13 protein-coding genes are annotated in these 12,986 nt (G+C 56.5%); 8 read left to right on the top strand and 5 right to left on the bottom strand.

All coding sequences use genetic code 11. The annotated features are described in order from the left end of the window. Positions 1-63 precede the first annotated feature (63 nt). A complete protein-coding gene (locus LZP73_RS00245; protein ID WP_234233299.1) occupies positions 64-1,497 on the bottom strand; it encodes a beta-barrel assembly-enhancing protease in 1,434 nt (477 codons plus the stop codon). A gap of 147 nt (positions 1,498-1,644) precedes the next feature. On the opposite strand from LZP73_RS00245, the gene LZP73_RS00240 reads away from it, so the two are divergent. Together LZP73_RS00240 and LZP73_RS00235 are read left to right on the top strand one after the other, a co-directional pair. Then, positions 1,645-1,866, top strand: a complete 222-nt coding sequence (locus tag LZP73_RS00240; protein ID WP_234232531.1) for a sulfurtransferase TusA family protein — start codon at positions 1,645-1,647, stop codon at positions 1,864-1,866. Positions 1,867-1,963: 97 nt separating this feature from the next. After that, a complete protein-coding gene (locus LZP73_RS00235; RefSeq protein ID WP_234232530.1) occupies positions 1,964-3,100 on the top strand; it encodes an AI-2E family transporter in 1,137 nt (378 codons plus the stop codon). A gap of 71 nt (positions 3,101-3,171) precedes the next feature. On the opposite strand, the gene LZP73_RS00230 is transcribed toward LZP73_RS00235, so the two are convergent. After that, positions 3,172-4,086, bottom strand: a complete 915-nt coding sequence (locus tag LZP73_RS00230) for a LysR family transcriptional regulator ArgP (RefSeq protein ID WP_234232529.1) — start codon at positions 4,084-4,086, stop codon at positions 3,172-3,174. Positions 4,087-4,215: 129 nt separating this feature from the next. Here LZP73_RS00230 and LZP73_RS00225 point away from each other — a divergent pair, with 129 nt between their 5' ends. Then, a complete protein-coding gene (locus LZP73_RS00225; RefSeq protein WP_234232528.1) occupies positions 4,216-4,848 on the top strand; it encodes a LysE/ArgO family amino acid transporter in 633 nt (210 codons plus the stop codon). 152 nt (positions 4,849-5,000) lie between these two features. Here the strand turns inward: LZP73_RS00225 and bcp are convergent, their stop codons facing one another. Then, positions 5,001-5,468, bottom strand: coding sequence for a thioredoxin-dependent thiol peroxidase (gene bcp, locus LZP73_RS00220; RefSeq protein ID WP_234232527.1), 468 nt, complete (start codon positions 5,466-5,468; stop codon positions 5,001-5,003). Positions 5,469-5,536: 68 nt separating this feature from the next. Further along, complete coding sequence (locus LZP73_RS00215) at positions 5,537-6,076, bottom strand: glycine cleavage system protein R (protein ID WP_234232526.1); 540 nt, start codon at positions 6,074-6,076, stop codon at positions 5,537-5,539. 171 nt (positions 6,077-6,247) lie between these two features. Here LZP73_RS00215 and dapA point away from each other — a divergent pair, with 171 nt between their 5' ends. Together dapA and bamC are read left to right on the top strand one after the other, a co-directional pair. Then, a complete protein-coding gene (dapA, locus tag LZP73_RS00210) occupies positions 6,248-7,132 on the top strand; it encodes a 4-hydroxy-tetrahydrodipicolinate synthase (protein WP_234232525.1) in 885 nt (294 codons plus the stop codon). Positions 7,133-7,135: 3 nt separating this feature from the next. Next, entirely contained in the window at positions 7,136-8,251 is a 1,116-nt protein-coding gene (gene bamC / locus LZP73_RS00205; RefSeq protein WP_234232524.1) for an outer membrane protein assembly factor BamC, read from the top strand. A 271-nt stretch (positions 8,252-8,522) separates the two neighbouring features. On the opposite strand, the gene LZP73_RS00200 is transcribed toward bamC, so the two are convergent. Beyond that, the gene (locus LZP73_RS00200) at positions 8,523-8,951 is read right to left on the bottom strand and encodes an Lrp/AsnC family transcriptional regulator (protein ID WP_234232523.1); all 429 of its coding nucleotides are present in this window, start codon (positions 8,949-8,951) and stop codon (positions 8,523-8,525) included. A gap of 146 nt (positions 8,952-9,097) precedes the next feature. Between LZP73_RS00200 and LZP73_RS00195 the strand changes: the two genes are divergently transcribed. The 3 genes from LZP73_RS00195 to astD all read left to right on the top strand — a co-directional run bounded on the left by LZP73_RS00195 (position 9,098) and on the right by astD (position 12,909). Beyond that, positions 9,098-10,312 (top strand): aspartate aminotransferase family protein, encoded by a 1,215-nt coding sequence (locus tag LZP73_RS00195; protein ID WP_234232522.1) that lies wholly within the window; start codon positions 9,098-9,100, stop codon positions 10,310-10,312. A 69-nt stretch (positions 10,313-10,381) separates the two neighbouring features. Continuing rightward, positions 10,382-11,428, top strand: coding sequence for an arginine N-succinyltransferase (gene astA / locus LZP73_RS00190; protein WP_234232521.1), 1,047 nt, complete (start codon positions 10,382-10,384; stop codon positions 11,426-11,428). Next, on the top strand, positions 11,425-12,909 hold the full coding sequence (gene astD, locus LZP73_RS00185; RefSeq protein WP_234232520.1) for a succinylglutamate-semialdehyde dehydrogenase: 1,485 nt from the start codon (positions 11,425-11,427) through the stop codon (positions 12,907-12,909). Before astA ends, astD begins: the two co-directional genes overlap by 4 nt. Positions 12,910-12,986 lie beyond the last annotated feature (77 nt).

The raw sequence follows: 12,986 nt of genomic DNA, 5'->3' as shown, positions 1-12,986 counted from the left end.
AAGGGTTATGGCGGCATGATACCGAAAAAGTCCCGCCCCGTCAGCCGGCGCGGCGGGATGAGATTATTTTTTAAGCTCGTCGAACAGCTTCTGGGCCTGCCTGAATTGCCGGATCCTGGCTTCGATCCTCGCCAGCTGCAGCGGCTTGTCCTCGGAGAAGCGGTAGGCGTAGTTGAGCTGATCTATGGCTCCAGGGTAGTTGGCATTCAAGGCCAGGGATTCGGCGTTGACGAAGTGTTCCATCGCCTTATCGCCCATCTTGTTATAGGCGGCGGTGAGCAGCTGGTAGGGAAGCGGATTCTGCTTGTCGAGAAAGATCATCTCCTCCAGCAGGGGTATGGCCTTGGGCGCCTGATCCGCTTCTATATACACATTGGCCAGGTTGGCGTTGAGCACCTGAGAGCTGGGTTTGAGCCGGCGCTGGTGTTCCAGCAGGGCAATGGCCTCGGTGCTCGCCTGGCGTTCCAGCAGCAAATCTGTCTTGGTATCCAGATAGAAGAGGTTGTCATCGTCCCCTTGCAGCAGCTTATCCACTATGGCTTCGGCCGCAGGAAATTGCTTCAGTCGCATCAATGCCAGCGCCTTGCCATAGAGGGCGGCGCTCTGGAAGCTGTAGTTATGCTGCTTGAGCTGCTTGTCGAAGATATCCAGGGCGGCGTTGTCACTGTAACTGGAGAAACGTACCTGGACCCTGGCCTTGGCCAGCTGAAAATCCAGGCTGTCGGCAATACGTCTGTGGGGATATTGCGCCGCTCTGTTTCTGGCTTCCGTGATGCGCGACTCGGGCAGTGGGTGAGTCAGCAGCATCTGTGGTGGTTTGCTGGTGAAGCGATAGCGGCTGGCGAGCTTGGCGAAAAAGTCTGCCGCGGCGTCGGGATCGAAGCCGGCCTCCACCAGGATTTGCATGCCGATGCGGTCGGCCTCCTGCTCATGCTGGCGGGTATAATTGATCTTGGTCTGGGCCGACAGCGCCTGGGTGGTCGCCAATGCCGCCATGCCGACCTGAGGCACGGCTATGGTCAGGAGTATGGCGCCCAACATGCCGGCTATGGTGGCCGGGCTGCTCTTCTGTTGTGCTTCAAGGCTGCGGGCCATATGGCGCTGGGTGACGTGGGTGATCTCGTGGCCCAGCACGGAGGCGAGTTCGCTCTCGTTGTCGGCGTTGAGAAACAGCCCTGTGTGCACCCCGACATGGCCACCGAAGAAGGCGAAGGCGTTGATCTCATCGTTCCTGAGTAGAAAGAAAGAGAAGGGGCTCTTGACGCCTGTGGCATGGGCCACCAGTTTATTGCCCAGCTCTGTCAGGTACTGGCTCAACACAGGATCGTTCAGCATGGGCGCCGATGAGCGGATCACCCGCATATAGGCATCACCATATTGGGTTTCTTTCTCTAAACTGAAGGTATTGACGGCGGCGGTGCCGAGATCGGGCAAATCGTTACCGGCAAAACTCGGGGCAACCAGAGTCGACAACATCAGAGAGACGGCGCCCGCCATCAAGGATTTGGTTAATTTGGAGAGAGTCAAGTTATGCAAGCGGATCCTTTATATGTCCCGACCAGTATGTCAGCGAGTGAGAGTCTGGCTTGTAGTTTGTCTGGCAACTTAGGATAATAGCCTAGGTTTGTTCATAGCAAGTTCATTATGGTTTTTATTGATTTAACCTCATATCGTTGTCCCTTGCCCCTGGTAAAGGTGAAACTGGCACTGAAGCAGTTAGCTGTGGGCGAACAGTTGCAGGTCGTGTTATCAGACCCGGGATCCCGCATGGATGTTCCCCGGTTCTTAAAAAATCAGGGCCATGGGTTGCAGGAGCTGTACAATGACGCCAACAGGCTCACATTGAGGATCACCAAATCGGCCTGAGTTGGCCTCGATGGCATAAGGCTAAAGAGTAAAACGGCACGAAACACTAGCCTGTCGCGACAGGCACTTTTGGCGAACAATAGGATGGGTAGTTGGGATGTTTACATTTTTAGCTCGCTGGTATAAAGAACGTTTTAGTGATCCCCAGGCCGTGACCCTGATGTTTATCCTGCTGGGGCTGGCATTGTTGATTTATTTTGCCGGCGGCTTATTGGCGCCCCTGCTGGTGGCGCTGATCCTGGCCTTCCTGCTGGAGTGGCCTGTGGCCCAGATGCAAAAATGTGGCCTCAACCGTACCATGGGAGCCTCCTTGGTACTTGTGCTGTTTATCGGCGTCAGTTTGCTGATTTTCTTCGGCCTGATCCCCAGCCTGTGGCGCCAGGGAGTGGGGCTGATCACAGATTTACCCGGGATGCTGGATAAAGGCCTGCAGCTGGCCCAGAGCCTGGTCAATCAATACCCCCAGTTCATCAGTTCGGAGCAGCTGGATACCATGGTGGCCGAGCTGAAGAAGCTGCTCGATACCCAGCATCTGTTCGACATAGGCAAGCAGCTGCTTGGCTACTCGGCTTCGCTGCTGGTGTGGATGGTCTACGCCATCCTGGTGCCACTGCTGGTGTTTTTCTTCCTCAAAGACAAGGACGAATTGCTCCGCGGCAGCAAGCGTTTCTTCCCCAGCAACAGGGGCTTGGCCCGTCAGGTCTGGTTCGAGATGGATCAGCAAATTTTCAACTATATCCGCGGCAAGGTGATAGAGATCATCATCATAGGGGTGGCGAGTTACGTCTTCTTCGCCTTGATGGGCTTGAGGTATTCGGCACTGCTGGGGGTATTGACTGGGCTGAGCGTGTTGATCCCCTATGTGGGGGCGACCCTGGTGACCTTGCCCATTGCGCTGGTGGCCTTTTTCCAGTGGGGCGTGAGCCCGCAATTCGGCTATCTGATGCTGGGCTATGGCATCATCCAGGCGCTGGACGGCAATGTGCTGGTGCCTATCCTGTTCTCGGATGCGGTGGACCTGCATCCTGTGGTCATCATAGCGGCGGTGCTCATCTTCGGTGGCCTCTGGGGAGTACTGGGGGTGTTCTTCGCCATCCCTCTGGCGTCTCTGGTGAAAGCCGTGATCAACGCCTGGCCCAAGCACCAGGACAGCATGCCAGAGGAGGAAGCCACTGAGCAGGCGCTGCCGGAGCAGTCAGAACAACCTGAGCAGCAAGCGCAGAACAGAGCATAGGCCGGCTAACGGCCTGGCCAGCGAACTCATGGACAATCAAGCCGAACCTGCAAGGTTCGGCTTGATTGTTTTTACCCCAGCCATGGTGAGTCCGACTCTTGCTGCAGCACTTGTCCTGTGGTGGCAGCCAAGGCGCGGTACACGAGTGTCGTTTGCTTGGCCTTGATGTTCCAATGTTGCCAGAATAGTGGTACCCGCATCTTATGCCCAGGGCTGAGATCGACCAGCAGGCCCTGTTCGAGCAGCGGCTGAGCCTGCAGATGGGCCACCAGGCCATAGCCCAAGCTCTGGGCTATGGCCTCGAGAAAACTCTCCGAGGAGGGGATGCTGTGTTGCCACCATTGTCCCGGTTGCATCCCAAAATACTGCCCCAGAAACTGCTCATGCAGCTTGTCTTTGGTGGAAAACACCACGGCCGGCGCCTGCCTGAGAGCCTCCTGGGTCATGCCTTGGGCGAAATGTCTGGCGCGAAACTCAGGCGTGGCGACGCAGAGGTATTGCATCACCCCCAAAGGTTCACTGCTGCAGCCAGGCATGGCATTTCTGGTGGTAGTGACACAGCCTACGGCTTCCCCATTTTTCAGCAAGTGATGGGTATGGGACTCGTCATCGACTATCAATTCCAGCAGCCATTTCTGTCGGCTGAACAGGTCGGCCAGCGAGGGCAGGAACCAGGTCGCTAGGCTGTCGGCATTGACGGCTATGCTGACCTTGGTCGGCTGCTTGGGATCGTCCGCATCCATTTCGGCCCGCAATTCACTCTCCAGGAGTTGCACCTGTGAATAATGCCGCAGCAAGCGTTTCCCCGTCGGCGTCGCCACCACAGGACTGCTGCGGATGACCAAGGATTGGCCCACTTTTTCCTCCAGCTGGCGAATGCGCTGGGAGACGGCCGATTGGGTGATACATAAAACCTTGGCGGCGCGCTCGAAACCGCCTTCGGAGATCACGACGGCCAGGGCCTTCAGGTTGGCATAATCCAGCATGCTTGTACTCGCTCGTTTCAGGAATGGAACTGTTATAAGTTTGACTAATGTATCATCGAAAATATTAGTTATATTAATTTTATTGCCCTGGGTATGCTGCAACCAACTTAATTTTGGTTGGAGTAGAAAATGCAAACGGTATTTGTTCAAGGGGTGGCAATAGGGGCGAGTCTTATCATGGCGGTCGGCGCACAGAACGCCTTCGTGTTGAAGCAAGGCATCAAGAAGGCCTATCCCTTGCCCATCGCTTTGCTCTGTTCGATGATAGATGCCTTGATGATCATCGCCGGGGTCGCGGGACTGGGGCGGCTGATCATCGCCTTTCCTCTGCTAACCCATATGGCGAGCCTGGGTGGGGCGGCATTCCTCATTTGGTACGGTGCCAATGCCCTCAGGGCTTCCTTCGTCGTCAAGGGGTTGGATACAGGCGCCGGCGGGGAAGCGGGCAGCCTCAGAGGTGCCATCTTGACCACCCTGGGGATCAGCTTGCTCAATCCGCACTTGTACCTGGATACCTTGGTGCTGCTCGGCAGCATAAGTACTGGATTCGATGCCCCGGAACGCCCCTGGTTCGCCGCCGGCGCCGTGCTGGCTTCCTTCATCTGGTTTTTCAGTCTCAGTTTCGGCGCTCGTCTGCTCGGCCCACTATTCAGCAAACCCGTCGCCTGGCGCTATCTGGACAGGTTCATCTGGCTGACCATGTGGAGCATAGCAGGTGCTATCCTCTGGCCTTATATGCCGGACTCGGTGGATATGGGCTGACAGCTTGAGCAACTGGATAAAGTGGCTTGAGCTGAAAGAGTGGCTTGAACGGATGAAACAGCTTGAGCGGATGAAAAGGTTTGACAGCAAAAAGGCCCACCAAGGGCCTTTTTTATCATGTAAATGAATTGCTTGCCGCAGCTTTGCCGGACTTACTTGCCCAATTTGGCCAAGACGACCTGATGATGGTCTTTGGTCTTGAATTTATCAAACACATGAATAATCTTGCCTTCCGTGCCTATGAGGAAGCTGAGTCTGTGGATGCCATCGTAAATCTTGCCCATAAACTTCTTCTCGCCCCACACGCCGAAGGCATCGGCGATGGCATGGTCTTCATCGCTGAGTAGGGGGAAGTTGAGCTGGTGCTTGTCGGCAAATTTTGCCAGTCGGGCGACGGGATCCGGGCTGATGCCAAGCACGGTCACCTGCAGGCTGTCCAAGTCGGGTTTGCTGTCACGCAGGCCGCAGGCCTGCACCGTGCAACCCGGGGTCATGGCCTTGGGGTAGAAGTACACCAATACCGGGCCTCGGCTCAGGCAATCCTGCAGCGACACCTCATGGTGGTGCTGATCTTCTAGGGTAAAGAGTGGGGCGTTATCGCCCGCCTTTAAGGTCTTCATCTGGTTTCCTTCTATTGGGATGGCGACCGGTATCCCCATCGCCATTGGCTACTTCCGGTGGCACTTGGTTAGGGCGCAGCAATGCCTTGCATGCGTTTGATGCTGCAGTCGAGCGACATCTCCTGGGCCAGCTGATGTATGCTCTGCTCCAGTTTTTCCAGCTCGACTTTCTCGGGAATATTGATCGACAGGTAAACATGCTGGATCTGAGTGTCGGCCGACACTTCTTCCGAGTAGGAGCGTACGGCGGCAAGATCCAAAGATCTGTCGGCGAGGAACTGGGTGATGCGTTTCATGGTGCCGCGCTGATCTTTACCGTTGAAGTCGACTTCGATGCGCGAGATATAGTTCTGTGGCGTGTGCTTGGAGGTACGTTTCATCACCGTCATCAGCTCCAACTCGACGCTGAGACCTGGGAGTGTGCTTTCAATTTTCGTTATCGCCGCCCAAGAGCCAGATAACATCATGATCAGGGTAAATTCGTTACCAAATAATGCCATGCGGCTGTCGACTATGTCGCAGTCGCAATCACTGGCGAGTCGGGCAAGTTTACTGACGAGGCCGGGACGATCGACGCCCATAGCCGTTACGACCATATAGTTGGTCATGTATTTTCCTCACTTTTCGAGATCATGGAGCGAAAACTCAGGCGCTAAAACTGAGTTTGGGTGCGGGAGCTAATGCTAGCATAACTAAATCGATTTGAGAGCCCCGTTAATGCTTGTCATTAGAGGTTGGCCTAAGTACCATAGCGAATCCTGAAATCTTGGGGAAGCCAGATGATAAACGGAAGCATCGTAGCCCTTATCACGCCAATGTTGCGTGATGGCGCAGTAGATTTTGCAAGTCTTGAAAGATTAGTCGAATTCCATATAGACCAGGGCACTGATGCCATAGTGGCCGTGGGTACCACAGGGGAGTCGGCGACCCTGCCTATGTCCGAGCATCTCGAGGTGGCCGCCCAGATACTCAAATTCGTTGCCGGCCGTATCCCTGTGATTGGCGGCAATGGCGGCAATGCCACCGCCGAAGCCATAGAATTGACCAAGGGCCTGACCAAGATAGGCGTGGACGCCATGCTTGGGGTCACGCCTTACTATAATAAGCCGTCGCCCAAGGGATTGATTGCCCATTATAAAGCGGTCGCCGCCAGCACAGATATTCCGCAAATTCTTTACAATGTCCCTGGCCGTACCGCGGTGGATATGTTGCCCGAAACCGTGGCCGAACTGGCGGGTGTCGACAACATCATAGGTATCAAGGAAGCCACTGGCGACTTGAGCCGGGTGGCGCGGCTGCGCGAATTATGCGGTGCCGATTTCAAGCTCTACAGCGGCGATGATGCCAGCGCCAGGGAGTTCATGCTGCTCGGTGGTGACGGGGTGATTTCGGTCGCCAACAACCTGGTGCCCAAGGCTTTCAAAGCCATGTGTGACGCGGCCCTGGCCGGCGATGCCGAGCTGGCGTTGGCGCTGGATACCCCGCTCAGAGGCCTGTACACTGCGCTCTTCTGTGAAGCCAATCCGATCCCGGTGAAATGGGCCGCCCACCGCATGGGCCTCATCAGCCATGGACATATTCGTTTACCTTTGACTGAACTTTCTGAGCAATGTCATGGTCTTCTGTTAGATGCAATGACAACCGCCCGGATAGAGGTTAAATAATTAATGTTAAAGCAAGTCACTCCACTCATGTTGATCGCCGCCGTTGCCGCCTGTAGCTCGCCACTGGACAGAAGGCAGGTCAACGACAACGACGCCTATGTCCACACGGCAACGTCCCCCGAGTTGGTGATCCCAGCCGGTTTGCATAAGCCCAGCTACAACCAGGAATACAAGATCCCGGCGATCGGTCCCAAGGCCGATCCCCTGTTGGTCGGCAAACGTCTGGACGTACGCCCGCCACTGCAGGTATTGCCCATGGCCGAAGGCACCCATGTGGAAGAGGGCAGCGACAACATCAAGATAGTGGTCGAGTCCATAGACAATAAGGTGGATCTGAAGCAGGAAATCTTCTCTACGCTCAAGGGCTTCATGACCAAGCAGGGCATAGGCAGCCGCAGCGAAAACTATGAGCAGGGCAGCATAGAAACCGACTGGATAGAGAGCCAGGAAGTCATAGAGTCCAACATGTGGAGTGCCGACAAGGTCTACCTGTTGCGTCAGCGCTACCGGTTCAATGTCGAAGTCCGTCCCCATGGGCGTACCGGTAATGTGACCATCAACCTGATAGAGCATGAAGAACATTACAACGGTGTCGAGCAGGACATACTGCTCAGTGGCGAAGATAAGCGCCGTTATACCGTGGATATGCTCAACAGCGCCGTGTCTTACATGAGCATCAAGCGCGAGAAAGCCATCAAGGCCGCCCGTCTGCAGCAGAGTCTGGGGATTGAGGTATCTCTGGTCGAGCCCCAAGCCGGCGAAGATGAGCAAGCGGGTCAGGCCTATTGGTTAGCTGCCGCGCCTTACAAGCAAGTGTGGGACAGACTGCGTATCGTCCTGCCGGAAATGGGCTTCGAGATTGCCGACATGGACAGCAACAAGGGGCTGTACTTCCTGAGCTTCAACGATAACTCCGGCTTCTGGAGCTCGCTGTGGGGCGATGACAAGTTACCGCTCAAGGAAGGCAATTACCGCATCTTGCTCGAAGATGGCGACGCCTCTGAGCAGACCAAGATAGTGCTGCGTGATGCCGAAGATGAGCCGCTGAGCAATGAAGTGGTGGCCGGTGTCTACCAGGCGTTGGCTAACCTGATGAAAGAAGACCGCAACAAGCGTTAACACTGGCGCTGTGAGTCTGAGAAATCCCTCGCCCTGGCGGGGGATTTTTTTATCCGATGTGCGGGCAAGGCAAGCCTGTGTGAGCCGCAGGCATTGGCGCTTCAGAGTCACAGGCGGATGAGATCGTTTTTGGCAAGGATGCTATGCGGCAATCTTTATGCAACAATTTGATGCCAGAATGCTGGGTGCTGGCTCTCGCGCTTGAACTTGGTTTCCAGGCTCATCACCGAATTGATATTGTTGCGTTCCTGCCTGGGTTCGATGACAGCATTCAGCGTTTGAACTTGGTTTCCAGGATCACCGCCGAGGTCGTGCGCTCCACGCCATCCAGATTGCCTATGTCATCCAGCAGGTGACTGAGCTGCTCTGTGGTTTGGGCCTGGACCACGGCGATGAGATCGTATTCGCCGCTGATGGCGTATAGCTCGGAGATCCTGTGCATCTTCTTCAGCTCGACATTGGTCTTGGTGGTGAACTTTTGTCGCACCTTGATGGACACATGGGCCGACACCAGGTTGCTGACATAGGCCTCGCCGTATTCGACCCCATAGCCCTTGATGACGCCTGTCTGCTCCAGGCGGGCGATGCGGGTTTGTACCGTCGAGCGTGACAGATTGAGCTCCCTGGCCAGATCCGACACGCTGATGCGGGCATTGTTTTTGAGCAGTGCCAGCAGGCGTTCGTCTTCTTTGCTTATCATATTGCTAAATCTTTCCGTCAAATTATCGAATTTACCGCGAAATTAGTTCCTAATGCTGCTGCATTTTGCTATATCTGCTCAATATAATAAAGGAATAACTAGATATCCGGTCAACCGGTCCCTTATGAATGAGTCAAGAGGTTTGTATGCAGATAAGCAGAAGTATGTTCGATGAAGTGATGGTTCCCAATTACGCGCCGTCTCCCATTATTCCTGTCAAAGGCCAGGGCTCCAGACTCTGGGATCAACAGGGACGCGAGTTTATCGATTTTGCCGGCGGTATCGCGGTCAACTGCCTGGGTCATTGTCACCCAGTGCTGGTCAATGCCCTGACCGAGCAAGCCAACAAGCTATGGCATCTGTCCAACACCATGACCAACGAGCCTGCGCTGATGCTGGCCAAGCAACTGGTGGATAACACCTTCGCCGAGAAAGTGTATTTTGCCAACTCGGGCGCCGAAGCCAACGAGGCGGCCCTCAAGCTGGTACGCCGCGTGGCCCTGAATAACCATGGCGCCGAGAAGTCCCAGATCATCGCCTTCAAACAAGGCTTCCATGGCCGTACTCTGTTTACCGTATCCGTCGGCGGCCAACTCGCCTATTCAGATGGTTTCGGCCCCAAGCCGGCGGACATAGATCATGCCGAATACAATAACCTCGACAGCCTCAAGGCGTTGATCTCGGATCGTACCTGTGCCGTGGTACTGGAGCCGTTGCAGGGCGAGGGCGGCATCATCAATCCGACCCCGGAATTCATCAAGGGCGTGCGTGAACTCTGCGACCAATACAATGCCCTGCTGGTATTCGACGAAGTGCAGACGGGTGTCGGCCGTACCGGCGAACTCTATGCTTACATGGGACTGGGTGTGACCCCGGACGTGTTGACCACGGCCAAGGCCCTGGGCGGCGGCTTCCCCATAGGCGCCATGCTGACCAGCACTGAGCTGGCCAAGCACCTGGTTGTCGGCACCCACGGCAGCACCTATGGCGGCAACCCACTGGCCTGCGCCGTGGGCCTGGCGGCGTTCAACACGGTCAACACGCCCGAAGTCTTGAATGGCGTCAAGGCGAGGGAACAACTGTTCCGCGACGGCCTGATGGCAATCAATGAAAAATACAAGGTGTTCAGCGAAGTGCGCGGCAAGGGCTTATTGCTCGGCGCTGCGCTCAATGCAGATTATGCCGGCAAGTCCCGCGACTTCATGCTGGCAGCCGCCGAAGAAGGCCTGCTGGTGTTGATGGCAGGCTACAACGTAGTGCGTTTCGCTCCTTCCCTCGTGATCCCAGAGCAAGACATAGAGCAGGGCCTGGCCCGCTTCGAGACCGCCATCGCCAAGTTGGTTGCGGCCAACGCCGCCTAAGGCATCTCGCGTCCTGGGTTGCCACCAGCGGCCCTGGACGCCTCTCATCTTTACCTTAGGGAAAAACATATGTTATTGATCCGCCCAATTCAGGGATCGGACTATCCTGCGCTGCTGAATATAGCCAGAGAATCGGGGGCAGGTTTTACCTCCTTGCCGCTCGATGAGCAGAAGTTAACCCAAAAAATTACTCACTCTGAGCATAGCTTCGCCGCCGACATCAGCCAGCCGGGCGATGAGGGCTACCTGTTTGTGCTCGAAGACACGGACACGGGCGAGATCCTCGGCACCACCGGCATAGAGGCCGCGGTAGGCCTGAGCAACCCCCTGTACCATTTCCACAAGAGCACTGTGGTCCATCAGTGCAAAGAGTTGGGGGTGTTCAATCCGGTGGAAGTGCTGACGGTCGGCAACGACTACACAGGGGTGACGGAAATTTGCACCCTGTTCCTGCGTGAACCCTACAGGGTCGGCCTCAATGGCCGCTTCCTGTCCAAGGTGCGCTTCATGTTCATGGCCGAGCAGCCCAAGCGCTTCGCCAAGTTGGTGATCGCCGAGATGCGCGGTGCGGCCGACGAACAGGGGCAGCCGCCATTCTGGAACTGGTTACAGAGCAACTTCTTCAACATGGACTTCAGCGCCGCCGATCTCCTGATAGGCGTCGGCAACAAGGGTTTCATTGCCGATCTCATGCCGCGTTATCCCATCTACGTCAACCTGTTGCCCGAAAGCGCCAGGCGGGTGATAGGCCAGGTGCATGAAAATACCGTGCCTGCGCTCAAGCTGCTCGAGAATGAAGGCTTCAATCACAGGGGCTATGTCGACTTATTCGATGCCGGCCCGACTGTCGAAGCCCAGTTGAAGCAGATCAAATCTGTCAGGCAGAGCCATAGAGCCAAGGTAGTGATCACCGCCGACGCCGACGCGCGTCGGGGTCAGAACCAGTTGGCCGTCTGCAACTGTGAAAGCCAGGCATTTCGCGCCACCGTCAGCGACGATTGCCGGTTCGACAGCGAGTCCCATAGCCTGTGGATGAGCCCGGCGATGGCGGATGCATTGAATGTCAACGACGGCGACGCCGTGCGTTATTTAAATCTCGACAAGGGGGCCAAATGAGCTCAGCCACACAAACGAATAAAGCGCAATTGATCAACGGCGAGTGGCAACAGGGCCATGGCGCCCTGTTCGCCTCAATCAACCCGGCCAACGGCGAACTCGTCTGGCAGGGCCATGGCGCCGATGCCGCCCAGGTAGACGCCGCGGTCAAGGCCGCCCGGGTCGCCTTCTATCAGTGGTCGGCCCTGTCTCTGGCCGAGCGCCTCGAGGTAGTAGAAGCCTTCGCCGCACAGCTGACCGCCAACAGTGACACCATGGCACGGCTGATCGCCGAAGAAACCGGCAAGGCGTTATGGGAGAGCCGCACCGAAGTGGCGGCCATGACGGGCAAGATAGCCATCTCCATCAGGGCTCACAAGGAGCGCACAGGCACAGTGGAAAATCCCATGCCGGGCGCGCGGGCCTTCATACGTCATAAGCCCCATGGGGTAGTGGCGGTATTCGGCCCCTACAACTTCCCGGGTCATCTGCCCAACGGTCACATAGTGCCGGCATTGATCGCCGGCAATAGCGTGCTATTCAAGCCATCTGAGCTGACCCCCAAGGTTGCAGAATACACAGTGCAGCTGTGGCAAGCGGCGGGACTGCCGGCCGGCGTCATCAGCCTGTTACAGGGCGAAGTCGCCACCGGCAAGGCGTTGGCCTGTCATCCCGGCATAGACGGCCTGTTCTTTACCGGCAGCTCCAACACGGGCCACCTGCTGCACCAGCAGTATGCCGGTCAGCCGGGCAAGATACTGGCGCTGGAGATGGGCGGTAACAACCCTCTGGTGCTCAAGGATGTGGCCGATATCGACGCCGCGGTACACGATATAATACAATCTGCCTTCATCAGCAGCGGCCAGCGTTGCACCTGTGCCCGGCGCCTGTTTATCCAAAACAGTGCCAATGGCGATGCCATCTTGGCCAAGCTGGTCGAGGCCAGCCAAAAGATCAAGGTGGGACAGCCGTTCGCCGAGGAGCAGCCTTTCTATGGTGCCATGATAAGCGCCAAGGCCGCCGCCGGCATGGTCAAGGCCCAGGCCGAGATCCAGGCGGCAGGCGGGGTGTCATTGCTGGAACTGAGGCAAATAGATCCGGCGCTGGGTTTCGTCACCCCGGGGATCATAGATGTGACCGGGGCCGCGGCCTTGCCGGACGAGGAACACTTCGGCCCGCTGCTGAAAGTCTATCGTTTCGATGACTTCGATGCCGCCATCGAAGAGGCCAATAACACGGCCTTCGGCCTGTCGGCGGGTCTGCTGGCAGATGATGAAGCAGATTATCAGCACTTCTTCGGTCGCATCCGCGCCGGGATAGTCAACTGGAATAAGCCCATCACGGGGGCGTCGAGCGCCGCGCCATTCGGCGGCATAGGTGCCAGTGGCAACCACAGGGCCAGCGCTTATTATGCGGCGGACTACTGCGCCTATCCTGTGTCATCGGTAGAAGCCGACAGTGTCAGTCTGCCGGCCAGTTTGAGCCCGGGTCTGAGCATCTAAGCTCGGACAAAGGCGATGCGGCGGCAAACCTGGCGGTTTCCATCGCAAGATAAATAAAACCATTAGTATCAACAGTT

It is taken from the genome of Shewanella sp. AS16, from assembly GCF_021412365.1.
GTDB classification, from domain to species: domain Bacteria; phylum Pseudomonadota; class Gammaproteobacteria; order Enterobacterales; family Shewanellaceae; genus Shewanella; species Shewanella salipaludis.
This window is presented reverse-complemented; position numbering and strand designations above follow the sequence as displayed.